This window comes from Paenibacillus sp. JNUCC-31 (genome assembly GCF_014844075.1).
In the GTDB taxonomy this organism is placed as follows: Bacteria; Bacillota; Bacilli; order Paenibacillales; family Paenibacillaceae; genus Paenibacillus.
Window position 1 is genome coordinate 2,022,829 of the sequence record NZ_CP062165.1, and the last position, 20,914, is coordinate 2,043,742.

The following is a 20,914-nucleotide window of genomic DNA, read 5'->3' on the forward strand; positions in this document are numbered from 1 at the left end:
TGAGTCCGGAACGACTACCTGGCTCCGTAGAACATCCTGCTTCGCAAGTGGACAAGACCCCTGGCTTCTGGAAGAGGAACCACAATGAACGACTATGCCTCCCGGCTGAACAGAGTACACGGTATTCCTTTTACGGTCCAACCCGTGGACATATGCAGACTCTATCGACTTTGTTCCATATCGTTTCTTGTCATATTCCACGCTTCAGATTCAGCCCCACGCTCCGCGCTGCCCAAGTTGCAGACGGAACTCCAACCGAGATTGGCATAATTCCGTGTTTCCACCAAAAATTTTATTGAGAATAGGAGAGTTTACTATGAAATTTGCTAAAGTTATGCCAACAATTCTTGGAGGAGCTCTTTTGCTCGCTTCCGTATCTTCTGCTGCAGCAGCTCCATTATCTGATCAATCCATTCCATTGCAGGCCCCGTATGCCTCGGAGGAGGGTATCCAGTTGACCAGCGGATCAGATGAAACCATCTTCAATTTCCTCGGACAACAGGAACAGTTCCTGAATTCTGATGTGACATCCCAGCTCAAAATTATTAAAAGAACTACGGATACTTCTGGTGTACGACACTTCCGCCTGAAGCAGTATATTAAGGGGATTCCGGTCTATGGTGCTGAACAAACCATTCATTTGGACAAAACAGGTCAGGTTTCATCCGCGCTTGGTGATCTTCCACCAGTTGAAGAACAGTCCATCCCCAATGACGGCGTAGCTGAAATTAGTGCAGAAGATGCGATCCAGATTGCATCGGAAGAAGCCACTTCCCGCATTGGAGAACTTGGGGAGCCCCAGAAAACAGCTGATGCTGAGTTGAACATTTACTACAATGAAGAGGATGGCCAAACTTACCTCGTGTACATTACGGAAGTCAACGTGCTTGAACCTGCCCCATTGCGTACCAAATATTTCGTGAATGCCGTTGACGGAAGCATCGTATCCCAGTATGACCTCATTAACTTCGCAACAGGAACGGGTACCGGTGTAACTGGTGATACCAAAACCCTTACCACAACTCAATCGGGCAATACCTTCCAACTGAAAGATACCACTCGCGGCAATGGAATTCAGACCTTCACCGCAAACAATGGCTACTCCATTCCAGGCACGCTCCTGACCGATTCCGATAACGTATGGACGGATCGTGCAGGCGTAGATGCTCACGCCCATGCTGCTGCCACGTATGATTTCTACAAAAGCAAATTCAACCGTAACGGTCTGGACGGCAACGGTTTGTTGATCAAATCCACTGTACATTACGGCTCCAACTATAATAATGCCTTCTGGAACGGAGTACAGATTGTCTTTGGTGACGGTGATGGTACGACTTTCCGCTCCCTGTCTGGTGATCTGGATGTGGTCGGCCACGAATTGACTCATGGTGTCATTGAGTACACAGCCAATCTGGAGTATCGCAATGAACCGGGTGCATTGAATGAGGCCTTCGCGGATATCTTCGGTAACACCATCCAAAGCAAAAACTGGCTGCTTGGTGACGATATTTACACACCTAACATTCCAGGCGATGCCTTGCGTTCCCTGTCCAACCCAACATTGTATGGACAACCTGATAAATACAGTGACCGCTACACTGGAACATCCGACAACGGCGGAGTTCATACGAACAGCGGTATTATCAACAAGGCTTACTATCTTGCAGCACAAGGCGGCACACATAATGGTGTGACTGTAACGGGAATCGGGCGCGATAAAGCCATTAAAATTTTCTACAGCACGCTGGTGAACTATTTGACACCAACATCCAAATTTGCTGCGGCAAAAACAGCGACCATCCAAGCAGCTAAAGATCTGTATGGGGCAAATTCCGCTGAAGTTACTGCAATCACCAAAGCTTATCAAGCTGTAGGATTGTAAAAATAATCATTGCATGTGTTTGCACTCATCTTAAACCGTTCAGGCACCCCTCACCGTCCGAACGGATCGAGCTTATTCATGAATAAAAGCGGTGTCCCGGACATACCCGGGAACCGCTTTTAACATTTTGCATCATTCGATTTTATATATGGAAGGTCCGGCGGCAATCCATGACAATAATCCGTACGTGTGTGTGCATCCTGTCGCGCGAGACACTTCCAGTACCGCTTCGTCTTCACTCTGGGAGAGAAGAGACACCTGAAATCCCCGATCAGTACACATGGCGACAATCACATAATGCTCCGAACTAAATGACTCCTCAAAGGCTACTGTCACTTCCACGCATGCTTCATCCTCTGGCAGTACAAATGCCTCCATGCCGAACTGCTGTACAACAGGCTGACGACTCACACTGCGCACAGGCTGGAATGCCAGATGTTTGGGCTGAACCGACCCGGATTGCAGTTGACTGCTGCCCACTGCATCATCACACAGATGTTCCTGTGTAATCGATTGTTCACTCCATATAAACTCCGTAGTTCCACCGATCCCCTGTGTCAATTCAAGCGGTGATTGCTGTGTCTGAACTATCTCCTCTGTCGTCGTCACTGAAGCAGCTGCCAATGATTCTCCAAGTGGGTCCGTTTGGGATGACTGCTCTTGTTGTCCCTCCAGCTCCTGATTCGATGTCTGGTGAATTTCTGTTTCCTCCAGACCAGCACCGGGCAATGCCTCGACCAGGTCCTGCTGTGAAGGCTGTACTGCTTCGCTCTCTGTCTGAAGCAATGCTTCTTGTCTTTTGATCGCTGCCAGCTGCTCCAGCGTTTCTCCACTGAACTGGCGAATCGCATTCCATATCTCTTCGCTCAAATGCGCCGGACCTACAATCCCCGCATTCAAGTGATCGGATGTAATACTTTGTTCACTCAGTTTGCTGCCATCGATGGCGCGGTCAGCAAGATGCGCGGATGTTATCGCGCCGTCGGCCAATTTGCTACCGTTTACACTGCCGTCGGCCAATTTAGCACTCGTGACTGCCCCATTTTGCAGATGGACCCCGCTTACTGCTTCTTCTTCCAGATGGGTTGTGCGGATACTGCGTTCTTGAATATGATCCGCAAGGATCGTTCCATCCTGAATATGCCGGGATTGCACACTTTTGTCTGCCATGTGGACAGCCGTTACCGCTCCTTCAAGCAACTTGCTGCTGTTTACACAGCCGTCGGCCAGTTTGGCACTTGTTATGGAACCATTGTGCAGGTGAATCGCACTTACCGATTCCGCTTTGAGGTGGGAGATCCCAATACTGCGTTCTTGAATATGGTCGGCATGAATCGCTCTCTCCTGGATATGACGGGATTGCACACTTCCATTTGCAATATGGACATCCATCACCGCATCTTCAAGCAGTTTGCTGCTGCTCACACTGCCATCGGCCAGTTTGGCAGTCGTTATAGACCCATTTTGCAGATGAACCGCATTTACGGCTTCCTCTTCCAGGTGGGACGTGCCAATGCTGTGCTCCTGAATATGGTCAGCAAGGATCGCTCCCTCCTGAATATGACGGGACTGCACACTTTCCGATGCGATATGAACCCCCGATACCGCATCTTCAAGCAATTTGCTGCCGTTTATGCTGCCGTCGGCCAGTTTGCCACTCGTTACGGACCCATTTTGCAGATGAACCGCACTTACGGCTTCCTCTTCCAGCTGGGCTGTGCCTATGCTTCGCTCCTGAATATGCCCCGCATGAATGGCACCTGCCTGAATATGCCCGGATTGCACACTTTCGGGTGCGATATGAATTCCCGATACCGTACCTTCTAGTAACTTGCTGCCGTTTATACTGCGGTCCGCCAGTTTGGCACTCGTAACCGATCCATTTTGCAGATGGATTGCACTTACTGACTCCTCTTCCAAATGGACGGTGCCAATGCTTCGCTCTTGAATATGCTCAGCAAAGATGGCCCCCTCCTGAATATGACGAGATTGCACACTTTCGTCTGCAATGTGAATATCCGATACCGCTCCTTCAAGCAACTTGCTGCCATTTACACTGCCGTCAGCCAACTTGGCACTTGTTACAGATCCATTTTGCAGATGAATCGCACTTACGGCTTCCTCTTCCAGGTGTAATGTGCCAATGCTTCGCTCCTGAATATGGTCAGCATGGACCGCTCCTTCCTGGATATGGCGGGACTGTACACTTTCCGATGCGATATGAACCCCCGATACCGCATCTTCAAGCAATTTGCTGCCGTTTATGCTGCCGTCGGCCAGTTTGACACTCGTTACAGACCCATTCTGCAGATGAACGGCACTTACGGCTTCCTCTTCCAAATGGAATGTGCCAATGCTTCGCTCCTGAATATGGTCAGCATGGATGGACCCTTCCTGAATATGACCGGATTGCACGCTTTCGGATGCGATATGGATCCCCGATACCGTGCCTTCGAGCAGTTTGCTGCCGTTTATACTGCCTTCCGCCAGTTTGTCACTCGTTACAGACCCATTTTGCAAATGAACCGTACTTACTGACTCCTCATCCAGATGAATTGAGCCAATGCTGCACTCTTGAATATGATCAGCAAGGATTGCTCCTTCTTGGATATGGCGGGTTTGCACACTTTCGTCTGCAATGTGGACAGACGATACTGTCCCTGCGGCTAATTTGCTGCCATCCACACTACCACTCGCAAGTTTGGAGCGTGTTACAGATTCATCCTGTAATATAATCGTACTTACCGCTTCTTCTTCCAGATGAGACGTTCCGATACTGCGTTCATGGATATGATGAGGAAGAATCTCACCATCTTGAATATGACGGGAATGTACAGCTCCTTGCTGCAGGTGAACCGCACTTGTCGACTCTGCCTGGAGATGCAAACCACTGATTAAACCTGGCTGAAGATGAGCCGCTGTAATGGATAAAGGTGCCAGGTGGTCTGTTTCGACAGATCCAGGTGCCAAGTGATGGGATGTAACCACCTGTTCAGCAATATGCTCCTCCTGAATGATGGCTGCCCTCAGATGCTGTGAGTTGACTACATGAGCTCCCAAATGATCAGACTTCACGCTTCCTTCAGCCAGATGGGCAGATTGTACAACGGATGGCTTCAAGTGCTCGCTACCTACAGCCTCCTGTTGTAACTCTGTCCCGGATACCGAGTCTGCTGTCAAATGATCCGCAGTTACGGAACCACGCCGCAGTTTGTTGCCCGTAATACTCCCATCAGCAAATAATTCCGGTGAACGTACTTCCTCCGACAAATGTTCCAGTGAAACGGCATGCTGCTTCAGGTGATACCCGCGAATGGTTCCTGCTGGAATATGTTTGGCGTTAATGCTTTCTGCCATAATCTTGGAAGAAGTCACGCTGCCGTCTGCCAGTTTGGCTGACGTAACAGCAAAATCCGCCAGTTTATCCGTGGCAACACTCTCTGGTGAGAGCTTAGGGGAGGTAATCGCATGATCTGTCAGATGAGGCGGAAAAATGGACCCGCCAGCCATCTGGACTGAAGTTACACTACCAGGAGCCAATTTGTCTGTTGTGACTGCCGCCCGTGCAATAGCATCTGTTTCAACACTGCCCGGCTGAAGATGAGGTACACCTACGGCATGTTCTGTCAGGTGCTCCGATTTCACTGCATAAGGTCTTAGGGCCTCGGAACCCACGCTGCCTGGAGCCAGATGTGTACCTGTAACTCCACCGCTCGCAAGATGCGAGGATACGACACTTCCCGGGGCAAGTGCTCTGCTGCTAACCGAAGCCGTTCCAAGTTTTTCTGTTGTCACACTTCCATCCGCTAGCTTGGCGTCTGTAACTGCAGCATCCTGCAATTCATACGTACCTACAGCTGACTCTGCCAGATGCTGCTCAGATACCACGCCATCTGCGATAGCGTCACCGGACACACTTCCGGTAGACAGATGAGTTGCCTCGATGCTTCCACTTGCAATGTGAATGGAATGAATTGCGGAATTGTCCACATGTACCGGTGTGATTCCCCGATTCGCTATGTGTTCCCCACGAATGGACCCTTTCGCAAGATGTTTGCCCTGTACAGCTTCATCCGCAATTTTGGAAGAAATGACGCTCTGATCAGAAATTTTGGAGGCCGTAATCGACTGTTCCAGCAATTTTGCTGTTCCAACCGACTGATCTGCCAGTTTGCTGCTGGTTACGGCACCGTCCGTCAAATGTTCAGTGCCCACTTCTCCATTGCCAATCTGCTCCTTGCCAACTGCATAAGCGCGAATCTGGCTTGAACCGATCGAACCGTCCAGCAGATGTCTTCCGCTCAGCGAACCCTCAGCTAAATGTCTTGTTTGTATGGATCCATCCTCGATCTGGTCACTTCCAATACTACCAATAGATAGTTGTGAACGACCGACAGACCCATCTGCCAGATGTGTCTGTTTAACAGCACCTGCCTGAATATGGTGAGACTCGATGGATTGTTCTTCGATTTTGCTGCCTGTGACAGCACCTTCACGAATTTTGGATGTAGTCACCGCATCGTCAGCCAGCTTGGAGGTATGCACAGCTCCTCCGGTGAGATGCCTTGTATCCACGGCGCTAATCGCGATCTTGTCTCCGGTTACGGCATGATTCTTGATTAATTCTTCCGTAACCAGCATGCGGCTGAGATGTCTTGTGCTGATGGAACCGTCGGCAATTTTGGCCGAATCGATGACCTGGTTGCCAAGCTTCTGGGAAGTAATACTGCCATCTCTGATTTTTTCACCGGCAATCGAAGCATTTCGTATTTTGTGACCGGACACGGAACCGTCAATCAGGTGCTCCTCGGATACAGAAGCTTCCGCAAGTTTCGCGGAAACAATGGCACCGTCTGCAATGTGAATGCTGGTCACCGCATAATCCTGCAACGCTTCACTGCCGACCGCATCCGGTTTCAGCTTGGAGGCATCCACAGAGAAAGGGGCCAGTTTGCTCTCCGTAACAGCAAATTCACTTAAGTCATCTGTGTAGATAAAGTGCCCGGTGTGACCCGGCATCTGATTCTGATTCAGGATCTTCAACCGATCCTGGGTTGCTGTTTCCTGCTTGTTAATGTCCTGCTCTTCTTCCAGAACTAGCGGAGCCACGCTGCTGACCTGAATCTGCTTTTCCGGGCTACCTGGCGTCTCAACGACTTCCTCGCCATCAGACTCTACGGGTTCCGGCTTGATGATTTTGGATACGATCTCCAGGTCTTCCAGCTCGTTCGTTGAAGCCGGCAGCTCTGTTGATTCGAATAGAAATTCTTCTGATTCCTGAATGGCCTGCGAATCCCGTTTATTTGCATTCAAGCGTTCTTCCCTATTCGAAGTGAAACCTGAGTTCATTGTGTCTGACCGTCGATTATTCTGATCAAGTTCCTTAAATTTGGGACTCACATGCCGCAGTTTCGGCGTAGGAACCTTCTTATTGCCTTTTTTACTCATGCAACTAGCTCCTTCCTCTGACGTTCGTCTCCGGCATCATATGCTCCAGTCTGGGCATCTGCCACTGCATTTCCTGACTTTTGCCGAACTACAGCCCTTGGATGTACAAGGTTCAACATGTGTATTGACGAACCGTAGAGGTGAAATAGGCTGTACACGTACGCAGATGTAAGGCGGCTGTCCACGCCTTCGTCCCGGAAATGTCATACGATATGATATAAGCATTTTGCATAGATCCATATGATGCAAAATGGCTGGGTACGAGAACATGTCGGTGCATTTCAATGCATCATGATTCCGGTCTGCGTTATCGTGATGTCCAATCATGCGGTGACAGACCGGCATTCCATGAATGGACGATCCATGGTCGCGATAACATTGAAGGAGGAACGGTCATGCTACAAGAAACGATCGGCATTATGTTCGATTCACGCATGTACCGGGGGATACCGGCCGGAAGGACCGGTCAGGAATCACTCGCGAATTACGAACGGGCCGCAGCCTGTTATGGATTAACCCCTTGTTTTTTGCGACTGGAAGATATAGATTCGGACATGAAAACCTGTATTGCCTATGTCAAAAAAGATGGCGTATACGTTCGGCAAAAGATGGCTCTGCCTTCCGTCATTCATAACCGGGCTCTCCAGCTGCGCCGGGCGGAGCAACACAAGGTGACCCAACTTCTCTTGCAAGGCATTCAGGTATACAATGTACGCAATCGATACCGTAAGGATCATATTCACGAGATGCTTCATCAGGATTTCAGTTTGAGGCAGTATCTCCCCCATGCAGTCAAAGCTACTCCGGAAGATTTGGTATACATGATGGAACATTATGATGACTTGATTATTAAACCGTGCAGCGGAAGTATCGGACATGGTATTATGCGGATATTTAAGAAAGACGGTCAATGGAAGCTGACCTGTGAGACGAAAGCTTCCCGCAGAGGATGGGCTACTTTTCGACTCAGCAAAGGACAACTGCCTTCCGCCACCCTGCGACGTATTTTCCGGCATGCCTATCTCATTGAAGAACGCATTCCACTGGTACGTTACGAGGGAAGACCGGTCGATCTGCGGGTGTCGGTGCAACGTGGAAGGGATGGTTTGTGGGGAATCACGGGTATGTTCGCCAAGGCTGCGCCCGCTCATACCTTTGTCACCAATATAGCCCAGGGCGGTAAAGTCATGACGCTGGCTGAAGCACTGGGTACGGTGGAATCCGACATTCATTTACTTGAACTGGCTACCAGGATCAGGTCTGTCGCGCTACGGATCGCACAAACGCTGGCTTCAAGCCTGCCACATCTTGCGGACCTTGGTCTTGATCTGGGGATAACCGGGAACGGGGAGATTTATTTTATCGAATGCAACGGGAGGGATCAGCGCTACGGATTCCGCAAGGCTGGAATGAACGAACATTGGAAAGTCAGCTACCAGCGACCTATGGCTTACGGACGTCTGCTGCTGGAGCAGAATTCGCTCATACCACGACAACCGCAGACTTACCATAGGGGCCCGTATTGATTTCGTAAGCATTCTGTGTCAATATTATGCAGAACGGCCGGTCCTGCCGGCCTTGAAGTTCGCACTAACCCTAAGGGGGATATTCATGGCAAAAACGCTGTTGCGGTTAATGACCGAGCTTTCTTCTCGCAAATGGATCTCCCGGACCGTGGGAGCCTTCTCCAAGAGCCGGGGAAGCAAGGCATTTATCCCTTATTTTGTCCGGACCTACAACATCCCTGTTCAGGAAGCTGAGAAAGACTGGAAGGAATATCGTTCATTGAATGATTTCTTTACCCGTAAATTAAAACCGGGCATGCGCCCGCTTGAACTTTCAGAACATGCACTGATCAGTCCGGTAGACGCCAAAATCACGGCAGCCGGTCCGGTATCTGCTGGAACGCTCCTGAATGTTAAGGGACAAAACTATACACTTGCTGAATTGTTAAACCACTCACCACATTTGGAGAAGTACAAGCACGGCTACGCCTTCGTTCTGTATCTTAGCCCTCGCGACTATCACCGTATTCATGCGCCTGTCAGCGGTCGTAGAATTGAGAGTGAGCATATCAAGGGCAAGGTATATCCCGTAAATGATTTTGGTCTGACTCATATGAAATCGGTACTGAGTCGAAACGAACGGCTTATTACGTATATTGGTCATGATTTTGGAGAAGTTGCTGTCGTGAAAGTAGGCGCAATGAACGTGAGCAGTATACAATACGCCAATACTGACGTAAGTTCCTGGGCACAGGGCGATGATCTGGCCTATTTTGAATTCGGTTCTACCGTCGTACTGTTAACACAAAGCGGCACATTTGAACCGAACCCGGGCTTGCAGCCAGGGGACTCCGTCAAAATGGGCCAATTGCTCGGAAGGTTGAAACCGATAAACTGAACCGAGTGAAGGTCTGGAAAAATAACAAGAAAAGAAATACGTCAACGGTGCAGATGATTCCAATAATAGGAGTCATCTTTTTTAATTTCTGAATATAAGGAAAACATTATTGGAGGACTTCTGTCCATGTAAAAAGGTACTCTCAGCCTGAACACCTTCCTTGTGAAAAGTGTTCAGGCTATGAGTACCTTTGCCAAGCAGAGCATCCGATGATGCACTTTATACTATACAAGCCAAGATAGTTCCATTTTACAGTCCATGTATACATGCAATACGGAGCCAAGCTCCGTCATATTGGTGTATGACCATTCCTCAAAACCACACGTCCTGCTGCAACTCCTCCGCTGGTTTGAAGCGACGCAGGCGGTTCCGGAAAAGATTAAAACCCTTTGTAGAGCACCCCCGGTTGCGGACCCGACGTTTCCCGTTCATCACAAGTTCCCCCTTTCGACCATCTGGAATGCTACATACTTACCCCTGCTTCCCAGAATTGAAACGTTGCCATATTTACCCGGTAGCAGAGGTCCTAACGAATTTCGGACGGACTTTTGCCGGTGTACTGCTTGAACTGACGACTGAAGAAAAAGATATCCCGATACCCGAGGGCATCTGCCACCTCGGTTACGTTCATGCCCGTGTGTACCAGCAGATGTTCGGCACGCTCGATACGCATGCGGATAATATAGGATTGCACGGATGAACCTATCAATTCCTTGAACTTGATTGAGAAGTATCGAGGCGATAGTCCCGCCCTTGCAGCGAGGTCTTCCACCCGATGTGTTATCCCTGGATGCTGGCGTACATAGTTCGCCACCTCCTGGATGACATCGGACAACTGGTTGCTCACCTTTTTCTCCACAGGTGCTTCTGTATCTGCACGCAGCAAATGAATCATCAACTGCTTCAGAATCAGCCGACTTTCCTCGCTCCTTCCATATACATCAGATAGGAACAATCTTACATACCGCGCCAGCAAATGTTCAAATTCTACCGTTTCCTGTACCTCACGATAGGACTGAGGCACATCGATAACAGGCACATCTACATCAAAATGAATATATGTCAGTACCAGCGGCTTCTGCCTGTTATGTGTTGCACTTGTATGGTCTCCTGGCCGGAACAGGAAACAGCTGCCTTTGCCAACTTCATACGGCTGGTCGTTCAGCACAACGGTACCTTCACCGCTCCATACATAAAATAGGTCATAGTTTTGCATCGGTTTTTCCCGCTTCTGCCACTTCCATCCCGGTTCGCAGACAATTTTGGCGACAGCGGGCAAAATAACAAAAGATGACGGCGATGCCTGCAGCATGTCGCCACTCCCCCTTGAAAGTTAATCTATCCGTATATTGCATCATTCAATTCAGGCCTCTCCCGGGTATAAAATATGGACAGGAGGAAGCATTCTGATCCATACTTTTTCTGATTGAAAGACGCCCTTTGGATTAATGCAAAATACTCACTTTATATGATTTCTACTCCTGGCGAAGCGAAATATCTTATCCCATTATACAGCGGAATTCACTGAAACAAAAATGTGCACTTCTCCCAAGCTAACCGCATCCGCCGGATGCCCTCTTGAATCTCTTCTTTCTCCAGATGTGCGAAGCCAAAACAGACAGCCGGATGACCTGGTGTCAGCTGATATCGCACCGCATCACGGAATACTACACGTTCCTCCCGAGCCAGCATCTTGAACCGCTGATAGCTATCGATATCTCCCTTCCACGTGGCATAAATATGCAATCCTGCATCTCCGGGCTGCATGATGAAGGGCTCAGGTAACTCTCGCTCCATCTCGCTGACAAAAAACGCATGCCGCTCTCCATAGAGCCGGGTTAATCGTCTTAGATGGCGCAAATATCCGCCTCTGGTCATAAATTTCGCGAGTGCACGCTGTTCCAGAATCGCAGAAGGTACCGGTTCATACAACGTTTTTGCAGCGATCAGCGGCTTCACCAGACTTGGTGGCAAAACCGCGTATCCAAGCCGGAAGGACGCAATCATCGTTTGCGAGAATGATCCGACATAGATGACCCGTTGTTCACGATCGAGCACTTTGAGCGGTTCGATCGGCCTGCCACCCCACCGAAACTCACTGTCATAATCGTCTTCAATAATGACAGCATTACGCTCCGAGGCCCATGCAAGTATTGCTTTGCGTCTGTCCAGCCCAAGAACAGCACCTGTTGGAAATTGGCGGGTTGGTGTTACAAATAACGCTTGTGCTTTCCATGATTGCGGAATAATTCCTCTGGCATCAACTTCGGCTGGAATAATCTGTCCACCACAGGACTTCACTGCCTGGGCAATTCCCTGATAACCCGGGTTTTCCAATACCACCGCAGCCCCTTCAGGGATAAGCAATTGAGCCAGCAAGGTAATCCCCTGCATGGAACCACTGAACAACACGATCTGTGAAGCATCCGCCTGGATGCCGCGTGTCCACCTCAAATGTGACGCAATGGCCTCCCTCAGTTCCAGATCACCTGCAGTACCACTTTGTTCACGCTGATCACTCCGATGAACAGCGGCCAGGGCGCTCTTCCATTCCGCTTGCGGAAAATGCTCGGCAGGCATGCGATGCACATGGAAATTGATGAGGGATGGATCACGCTCCATGACAGATCGCGTATCTTTTTGAATCTGTGTATTCAGCGTACTCACCCGTTCTCCCCATGGAGAAAGCTGAATCACTGCTTCCTGTCCCACCTGTTCCTGTTCCGTTAACGTATCGGTAACAAAAGTCCCTTTTCCCCGAAACGCCTGCACATACCCATCGGCAAGCAGCATGTCATACACCTGGGCAACAGAGCCCCGCGACATGTCATATTGACGCGCCAGCTCTCGGGTAGAGGGCAGCCTTGTGCCTCCAGCCAGCGTCCCGGCATGAATCGCGTCACGCAGAGCATGGTATAACGCCTCGTATTTGTATCGATGCTGCAGCTCGTATGAATTCAGGGGCAGCCACAATTCCATCGTGCACCTCTTCTCCATTGGTCATGATCATGCAGCTTCATCAGCATTCATGAATTTAGTTTATTATATAATCCCAAATTGGCCTATCAAATTGAATGTAAATTGGATCTTTTTATATGTCAATACAGGTTTTATTGTTATGGCTAAGGTACAACGATTTAATCCATATACCAATCAAGGGGGAACACTAGATGAGAAGAAAAGAATTTACTGTAGATGAAGAACAGGAAATTACAGCGTTTTTGGACCAATGCTCCTTTGGTTTTCTGGGAACGGTTAGTCCGGACGGGCAGCCACGAGTGACACCGCTGAACTTCGTATATATGGACGGTTGCTTTTATTTTCATGGGAGTCTTGCCGGAGAGAAAATGAAACAGATCAAGCATGACTCCTCCGTCAGCTTTACCGTGGCAGAAGAGTTCTCCCTGATTCCATCCTACTTCAGCGATCCGGAGTTGGCTTGTCCGGCAACCTCGTTTTTCAAAAGTGTGATGGCATTCGGTCAGGCAGAGCCTGTACAGGATCTGGACATCAAAGGCAAGGTGCTGCAACGTTTCATGGAGAAACTTCAACCGCAAGGCGGATATACTCCCATTGATGCTGCCGATCCACGGTACAAAGGTCAGCTTAAAGCCGTCGCTGTCGTCCGTATTGTTCCTGAACGGATGAGTGCCAAATTCAAATTTGGACAAAACCTCTCCACCGAACGCTTCGATCATATTAATGGCGAACTGGAACAGCGTAACGAAGGACGAGATGCGGAAACTGCCGAAATGATGCGGAAATACTGTCCTTTTCATCAGGAATAACCCTCATTTTCCAAGCTAAATAAGTGACATCATCCTTACTTGAAGCACTTCGCAACAACGCGGTGAAGCGGTAAAACTGTCATGTTACGTAATTTCCGTGACGGGGGGAAAGCAAGGTGTTATAATGTTAGGCAGTTGAATCACAAAGACTTGGAAGGATGAAAAGAATGAATCCACTGGCTGAACAGTTGAACGAAAGTATTCAGGCAGGCAGCAGTCACGTCTACTCTATGCTGTCGCAGCTCGGCAAAGAAATCTATTTTCCAAAAGAAGGTATATTGAGTCAGTCCGCTGAAGCAGCAAGTCTGGCCAAAACCTATAATGCTACGATTGGTATCGCCCTGGAGGGCGGTGTGCCGATGCATCTAGCTGTAATTCAGGATAAGCTCTCTGCATACCAACCGAAGGATCTATACCCTTACGCTCCACCTGCAGGGAAGCCTGAACTGCGGACTGTCTGGAGAGACAAGATGCTCAAGGAAACACCTTCGCTCGAAGGCAAAACGTTCGGTAATCCAATTGTGACCAATGCATTAACCCATGGACTGAGTATCGTAGCCGACCTGTTCGCCGAAGAAGGGGACGCTGTTATATATCCGGATAAAAACTGGGAAAATTACGAGCTGACCTTCGGAATTCGTCGTCACGGCCAGTTGGTTCATTATCCTTTGTTTGATGATCAATTGAACTTTAACAGTACGGGTCTGCTCGAAGCATTGCTTGCGCAAAAAGACAAAGGCAAAGCCATCGTACTGCTAAACTTCCCGAATAACCCGACAGGCTACACGCCTGGTGCCAAAGAAGCAGACGCCATCGTGGACACGATTCGTCAAGCAGCTGAGGCTGGAGTGAACGTGGTTGCTGTGACAGACGATGCCTACTTCGGTCTGTTCTTCGAAGATTCCATTCACGAATCCCTGTTTGGCAAACTGGCTAACCTTCATCCGCGTGTACTGACTGTTAAAGTAGACGGAGCGACCAAGGAAGAATTCGTATGGGGTTTCCGCGTTGGTTTCATCACGTATGCCCATGAAGATGCTGCAGTCTTGCATGCTCTGGAACAGAAAACACTTGGAATCATCCGAGCAACTATTTCCAGCGGTCCACACCCTTCCCAAACTTTTGTGCTGGATGCGCTCAAAGCACCTGAGTTCGAGGCTCAGAAACAGGAGAAATTCGAGATCATGAAGGGCCGTGCCAACAAAGTGAAGGCCATTCTCGATAGCGGCAAATACGGAGAGGTATGGGACTACTATCCGTTCAACTCCGGTTACTTCATGTGTCTGAAGCTGAAAGACGTTGGTGCTGAAGCACTTCGTACCCATCTGCTGCAGAAATACGGTGTCGGTACCATTGCGCTGGGTGAGGCCGATCTGCGAATTGCTTTCTCCTGTATTGAAGAATCCGGATTGGAAGATCTGTTCGATACGATCTATCGTGGAGTTTTGGATCTACAGACAACGTAATTCATATACGGTAATGCTTATCCAAATAAATAAGTCAGGAGCGGACCTTCGTCCGTTTTCTGACAAATATGAACCCCCTCTGTATCCTGATGAATGCCTCTCGATACGAAGGGGGTTTTGTGTTTCATCCTGAACATGTATTGCTGTCTTGACCAGGGCCAATGCCCAAAACAATGATTTCCAAACTGTTCGGGGCAATGGCCCAATCAGCCTATCCCCACGGCACATAATATACGATGTACGCAAGGGCGTGCCTAACACCACTTGAAAGGGGAATGACCATGTCTGGAGTTGTTGAAGAAACAAGAGGCGGTTACGGTTACGGTTACGGAGGATTCACAAATACAGGTGCCATTCTCGTTCTGTTTATCTTGCTCGTCATTATCACTAAATCGTTCCTCTGTTAGTCCATACCTGCTCATTAAGTTGAATCACGACCGTCTGAAGCACAGAAAGAAGGGTACTCCGGGATACAGCTCGGAATGCCCTTCTTTTTGTGATCTCAAGTATAGATTCAATCAACAACTCTACCCAGCAACCCGCCTGCGGATCAAACGTTCAGTCGTTTACTCATCCTCTTCTTCCTGCAACCATTTGTTTGCCTGCGAACGTCGCATAATAAAAATGACAAGTACGCCCAAGATGAGTGCTGCTGCGATGATGCCTATTCCACTCACGCCAGCAGCCAGCATAGGCAGCCACATGAGTAATGCAGCCAGTACATGCAGATTTGAGATAAATCCAAGCACCTGGGAACGACGGCTCTCTCCCGAGATGGGATAGATCATGATCCAGAAGGATTCGCCATGACTACGTCGCAATGCGCCCAATTGCACACCGATAAGCAGCAGGAAGAACAGATATACACCAATACCGAAATAGCTGCCTGCCGTCCACCAGGACAGCAGCATACCGAGTACAATCAAGCGTAGAACAATAGAGAACACTTCAGTTCGAATAAACGTTTTGGTGATGAGATAACGGTAGGCTTTCCCTGCATTCCACGGAAGGCCACTCCCCCACTTGCTGAGCCAGCGGCGGGAACTGACTTTCTGTCCGGATGAAGGCACATCCACAAACCACCCCAGTGTTCTCATCACTCGTCCAGCCTGCCCCTGTTCCACCTGAATGAGACGTTCCCATGCAACCCGATGCTTCAACGGTATACGCAGGGCAACGATGTACACGACAGCCAACAGCAGCAGAAACCAGACGCTCCGCTGCGGAGGTTGCCATAACCAGGCGGCAATTGCCAGTAGGGCCAGCGCCCAGCGCAACAAACGGTATCCTCTTGCAGCACCCATCTGCACCATACGCAGTTCTTGCCAAGCTCCATAGCTGGACAGCCCCTTCCACAGAAGCAAAAGCAGGATAAACCAGCCAAACGGCCTTGCATCCTGATCCGCGCGAACATAGAGCGGCCACAACGTAACAAATACGAGCAACATACCCAGCGTTTTATAGATAATCCCACGGGCGAAGCTGTTCTTCAGATATTCCTGCATTCTATATTCCTGAGGCCGTAAAAATACAATGTCTGCGGAATGTAGATATGTACGATAACTGCTAAACAGCACTAGTGGTGCCACGAGCAGCAACGTAATCCAGCGAATCGGAAATCCTGCCGGAATATGTTGTACAAACGATGTATACCAGGCGGAGAACGCAATGACGAGAAATAAAAAGACCATGGCTACACCGCTCTGAATCACATAACCCAGATAAGGGAGAATTCCATTCCAGAATCCCGTGCGTCTTTGCTTCCATAGCTGCTTCAGATCCATGCTTAATCCCTGCCCTGTACAAGGGAATAGAACATGTGCTCCAACGTGGCATTCGATTCCCCGAATTGAAGACGCAGCTCATTCAGCGTTCCCTGTGCAATGACCTGCCCGCGATGCAGAACAATAAAACGGTCACAGTAATTTTCAATCGTGGACAGAATATGTGAACTCAGCAGAATGGAAGATCCCGAAGCCTTCATTTCGAGCATAAAATCTAGCAGTGAGCGAATGCCCAACGGGTCAAGACCCAGGAAAGGCTCATCAATGATGTACAGTGGCGGACCCGCCACGAAGGCACACATAATCATGACTTTTTGCCGCATACCCTTGGACAGATGGGTCGACAGACTTGTACTCTTCTCATTCATGCGGAACAAGTCCAGCAGCTTCTCTGTGCGCTTTTTGAAATCTGCCTCCGAAACCCCATACGCTCTGGCCGTAAACTCTAGATGCTCCATCACCGTCATCTCGTCATATAGCTCGGGAGATTCCGGTACAAAAGCCATGGCGGATTGATATACCTGCGGATCTTCATCCCGCTTCTTGCCCATAACCCGTACTTCGCCCTGCTGAGGGGTCATCAAGCCTAGAATATGCTTCATCGTGGTACTTTTGCCTGCACCGTTTAATCCGATCAGTCCGACCATCTCTCCGCGTCCAACTTCCAGATTGATGCCGTGGAGGACCGGCCGCTTGGCACTGTATCCTCCGCTTAGCCCGTTGATTTGCAATACGGGTGGTTGAACGTTATCCATCTACCCCTGCACCTCTTTCGTCAGGTTTTATTCTTCAGAGCGTGGCTCTTTGCCTTTGCTCCATTTGGGAGCGCCCTTGTTCTTGCGATCCTGGTCCCGTTCCGTTCTGCCTGCATTGCCAGCTGGCTTGCCGCCCGCCGGGCGTTGATTCGAAACAGCGGCTCTGGCGCCGCCATTGCGGCTGGCCTGACCAGGTTTACGATCCCGGGACTGCCCTGGTTTTCTGGAGAAAGAATGCCCTTCAGGCCGCGTATCCGGACGCGGATCAGCCTCCAGCACTTTACCCCCGAACAATACACGTTCCGGCAATTCGATTCCAAGCTCCCGCGCAAACTTGCGCATAATGAAAATTTGCGTTTCATCCACAATCGACAACACGATACCGCTGCGACCCATGCGACCTGTTCTGCCTGCGCGGTGGACATAGTGTTCCGAATCAAATGCAGGGTCATAGTTAATAACCATCGGCAAACCTTCAATATCCAGTCCTCTGGCTGCAACCTCGCTCGCGATCAACAGTTGCAGTTTGCCATTGCGGAAAGCGGATAGCACATTGCTGCGGGTCACCTTGTCAGCATCTCCATACAGCGCAGCTGCGGAGAAGCCAAGATGATTCATTTTCGCTTCAACCTCGCCAATATCCTCGGTAGCATTCACAAAGACAATGGCGCGATCGGGGTTATACTGTCTGACCAGACGACGCAGCATATCGATTTTGTTACGGTTTTCTTCCACAAAATAAAAATGCTCAAGTCCCGCCGCGGTTGCCCGGTCGGGTTCAATTCCGATCTGTACCGGCTCTTTCATCTCCCGCTTCGCGAGTCCAGCGGTATGTTCATCAATTGTGGCCGACAGGAAAATCAGCTGACGGTCGCGCAGCGCACTGCGCAATACAAAGTCCACATCGCTCACACCGCCGAGTTGGAACACCTGGTCTGCTTCATCAATAACGATCGTGGAGACGTTATGCATTTTCAACTTTTTCAGCGTGATCAATTCCTTCAGTCGCCCTGGCGTTCCCACAACCAGTTCCGGATGTTCACGAAGTTTCTCGACCTGACGTTTTACCGCTGCGCCGCCAATTAGACCAAGCACACCGATTTTCCGTTCTTCTCCATACCGTTGTGCCTCACGTACAATCTGCATTGCCAGCTCTTGTGTAGGCGCTATGATGAGCTTCTGTGTCCCTTTCACGTCACTCTTGATCGATTGCAGCAGTGGCAGCAAATAGGCGAGTGTCTTGCCTGTTCCCGTCTGAGATTTTGAAACCACGTCGCGGCCTTCCAAAATAACCGGGATCGTCTGTGCCTGTACCGGTGAAGGTTCGTTGATGCCATGTTTGGCGAGTAAAGCCTCAAGATCCTGTTCTACGCCAATTGAAGCAAATGTTTGATTCGTCATGTATGTCCATCCTTTAAATTTATTCGTTATGACGCTATATACATTCAACTAATAAATATTTACACTAACACTCCGATGACAGAACAACCTTCCGATCGCTGTTATCCCCAGATTTTTTTGACTCATTTTTGAAAATGGGAAATTCGGGGATAGCGTATGCTTCCGATGCAGCTTTCTTTCAGAAAGCTTTTAGCTTCGCTTCTTCAGGTTATTTCTGTCCTCTCCGTTATCGTGTAAATGTTTAGTTAAACATATATAGCTCTGCTTGTACTGATAAAATCGAAGCCTGTCATCACATTACCTTTCATTATATGCGAAAAAAGCCTGTGGACCAAATCTTATTCAGGAAACGTCTTTTCGCACGCAAAAAAAAGAAAAGCCCCTCGGCGGAGCCTTTCTTTCATCCGGTATATGATGCCCATTGTTGCATCTTACTTCTGATTCATTACACCGTGCGACAACTTGTCAGCGAGACGCGGAAATAGTTGATACAGCCACACTCCAGCCGAAGCCAGTCTGGGCAGATTCACTTCTTCCTTGCGCTTCTTCATCGCCCGGATCATATGCCCCGCCACCTCTTCCGGCTTCAGCATCATCCAGCGTACATTATTCACATAGTTGCCAGAGGGATCCGCCCGATGAAAAAACGGCGTATCGATGGGTCCGGGGTTAATGGTCGTTACCGTGACTCCGGTCTTGCGCAGCTCCTGGCGCAGGGCATTGCTGAAACCTAATACGGCATGTTTGGTCGCCGTGTATGAAGCGGATTTGGCAGTTCCGATTTTGCCAGCCATGGAAGCCACGTTTACGATTTGTCCCCTGCCACGTTCCAACATCTGTGGCAACACAGCCTTCGTGCAGCGAACAACACCCATGTAATTGACGTCCATCATCTCATCGAATTCCTGCACAGACATATCCGTCATGGTCGCAAACTTGCCGTAGCCCGCATTATTCAGCAGAATATCGATTCGTCCGTACTTTTGCAACATCGCATTCATGGCTGCCTGAACCTGCTCGTCATTCGTGACATCCAACGTAAGCAGTTCATGCTGCCCTTTCAGCGAGGCACCAATCTCTTCCAGCTTGTCCCGCGAACGGGCAGCGAGAATCGGAATGGCTCCTTCTTCGATCAACAGCTGCGCACAGAGCGCACCGATGCCGCTCGACGCACCTGTGATAAAAACAATCTGATCTTTCAGCATACCCGATATCCTCCCGTATTGAACACACATATTGCCTCATGAGGCACATGGTTCTATTCTACGAGATCATCACCTGAATATCCATCTCCCCGATGCCATCCATCAACAAGGGAATGCTTAGTGCCTTCGTTGCACTAAATGAAGTCAGATATTCAGAATTCATCACTTGCGGAGGTGTGATATCTACGACAACACCCTGGTTAGACAAAATGGTACTTGCATTACCGCTAATCATGTTACCAAGTTCCGAAATAGCACTTTTACTCATCTCATCCATTTCTGTAATGACAAAGCCGCCCATCATGGCAGAAACAATTTTCAATGCAACCGACTCTTGTATTCCAAACACGATATTTCCGCTCAGTTGTCCGGTCATTCCGATAACGATCCAGACATGGTCTGCAATGTACTCTACATTTTTCACGCCAAGACTCCCGGTGGAAGGCGAAACCTGGATGAGCTGTTCGAATACGTTCCGTGCCGATTCCAGGAAAGGATTAATCACTTCCGCTTTCACTGTCTAATGTCCCCCTTACACTGGGTTATTGGTCACACACCAAAAGTCCCATATTCAATAAATTTATTATACTTTATCACGTACAAGAATTCATCAAGAATTCAACAAGATAGGTGTACTATAATTTATCGTCATCCACGGAGTAAATGTTTATAGCTGATTCTATCGAAAAAACGGAGCTTTTCGCATCTGCTGCATGAAGAATTCCCATCGAGATGCATGGCAAAAGGCATTTAGGACTTTTTTACTGTTTTTTCGCATATAT

At 49.1% G+C, this 20,914-nt stretch carries 14 protein-coding genes; 6 read left to right on the top strand and 8 right to left on the bottom strand.

Going from position 1 to position 20,914, the window contains the following annotated elements; genetic code table 11:
• Positions 1–316: 316 nt before the first annotated feature.
• Positions 317–1,882, top strand: a complete 1,566-nt coding sequence (locus JNUCC31_RS08695) for a M4 family metallopeptidase (RefSeq protein WP_192270508.1) — start codon at positions 317–319, stop codon at positions 1,880–1,882.
• A gap of 132 nt (positions 1,883–2,014) precedes the next feature.
• On the opposite strand, the gene JNUCC31_RS08700 is transcribed toward JNUCC31_RS08695, so the two are convergent.
• The gene (locus JNUCC31_RS08700) at positions 2,015–7,330 is read right to left on the bottom strand and encodes a WIAG-tail domain (RefSeq protein ID WP_192270511.1); all 5,316 of its coding nucleotides are present in this window, start codon (positions 7,328–7,330) and stop codon (positions 2,015–2,017) included.
• 395 nt (positions 7,331–7,725) lie between these two features.
• On the opposite strand from JNUCC31_RS08700, the gene JNUCC31_RS08705 reads away from it, so the two are divergent.
• On the top strand, positions 7,726–8,856 hold the full coding sequence (locus JNUCC31_RS08705; RefSeq protein WP_192270512.1) for a YheC/YheD family endospore coat-associated protein: 1,131 nt from the start codon (positions 7,726–7,728) through the stop codon (positions 8,854–8,856).
• Positions 8,857–8,941: 85 nt separating this feature from the next.
• Positions 8,942–9,733, top strand: coding sequence for an archaetidylserine decarboxylase (asd, locus tag JNUCC31_RS08710; RefSeq protein ID WP_192270513.1), 792 nt, complete (start codon positions 8,942–8,944; stop codon positions 9,731–9,733).
• A 526-nt stretch (positions 9,734–10,259) separates the two neighbouring features.
• Here the strand turns inward: asd and JNUCC31_RS08715 are convergent.
• Together JNUCC31_RS08715 and pdxR are read right to left on the bottom strand one after the other, a co-directional pair.
• Entirely contained in the window at positions 10,260–11,045 is a 786-nt protein-coding gene (locus JNUCC31_RS08715; RefSeq protein ID WP_192270514.1) for an AraC family transcriptional regulator, read from the bottom strand.
• A 209-nt stretch (positions 11,046–11,254) separates the two neighbouring features.
• Positions 11,255–12,712, bottom strand: a complete 1,458-nt coding sequence (gene pdxR, locus JNUCC31_RS08720) for a MocR-like pyridoxine biosynthesis transcription factor PdxR (protein ID WP_192270515.1) — start codon at positions 12,710–12,712, stop codon at positions 11,255–11,257.
• Positions 12,713–12,903: 191 nt separating this feature from the next.
• Between pdxR and JNUCC31_RS08725 the strand changes: the two genes are divergently transcribed.
• The 3 genes from JNUCC31_RS08725 to JNUCC31_RS33215 all read left to right on the top strand — a co-directional run bounded on the left by JNUCC31_RS08725 (position 12,904) and on the right by JNUCC31_RS33215 (position 15,394).
• Positions 12,904–13,521, top strand: coding sequence for a pyridoxamine 5'-phosphate oxidase family protein (locus JNUCC31_RS08725; RefSeq protein ID WP_192270516.1), 618 nt, complete (start codon positions 12,904–12,906; stop codon positions 13,519–13,521).
• A gap of 167 nt (positions 13,522–13,688) precedes the next feature.
• Positions 13,689–14,987: an aminotransferase class I/II-fold pyridoxal phosphate-dependent enzyme gene (locus JNUCC31_RS08730; RefSeq protein WP_192270517.1), complete on the top strand. Its 1,299-nt coding sequence runs from the start codon at positions 13,689–13,691 to the stop codon at positions 14,985–14,987.
• 281 nt (positions 14,988–15,268) lie between these two features.
• Positions 15,269–15,394, top strand: coding sequence for a YjcZ family sporulation protein (locus JNUCC31_RS33215; RefSeq protein WP_228469587.1), 126 nt, complete (start codon positions 15,269–15,271; stop codon positions 15,392–15,394).
• A 159-nt stretch (positions 15,395–15,553) separates the two neighbouring features.
• Here the strand turns inward: JNUCC31_RS33215 and JNUCC31_RS08735 are convergent, their stop codons facing one another.
• The 5 genes from JNUCC31_RS08735 to JNUCC31_RS08755 form a co-directional block, all read right to left on the bottom strand.
• Entirely contained in the window at positions 15,554–16,771 is a 1,218-nt protein-coding gene (locus JNUCC31_RS08735) for an ABC transporter permease (RefSeq protein ID WP_192270519.1), read from the bottom strand.
• Between the two features lie 2 nt (positions 16,772–16,773).
• On the bottom strand, positions 16,774–17,526 hold the full coding sequence (locus JNUCC31_RS08740) for an ABC transporter ATP-binding protein (RefSeq protein ID WP_192270521.1): 753 nt from the start codon (positions 17,524–17,526) through the stop codon (positions 16,774–16,776).
• Positions 17,527–17,553: 27 nt separating this feature from the next.
• A complete protein-coding gene (locus JNUCC31_RS08745; protein WP_192270523.1) occupies positions 17,554–18,927 on the bottom strand; it encodes a DEAD/DEAH box helicase in 1,374 nt (457 codons plus the stop codon).
• A 431-nt stretch (positions 18,928–19,358) separates the two neighbouring features.
• Positions 19,359–20,132 carry an SDR family NAD(P)-dependent oxidoreductase gene (locus JNUCC31_RS08750; protein ID WP_192270525.1) on the bottom strand — a complete coding sequence of 258 codons (774 nt, stop codon included), beginning with the start codon at positions 20,130–20,132 and terminating at the stop codon, positions 19,359–19,361.
• A 58-nt stretch (positions 20,133–20,190) separates the two neighbouring features.
• On the bottom strand, positions 20,191–20,649 hold the full coding sequence (locus tag JNUCC31_RS08755; protein ID WP_113055972.1) for a chemotaxis protein CheX: 459 nt from the start codon (positions 20,647–20,649) through the stop codon (positions 20,191–20,193).
• Positions 20,650–20,914 lie beyond the last annotated feature (265 nt).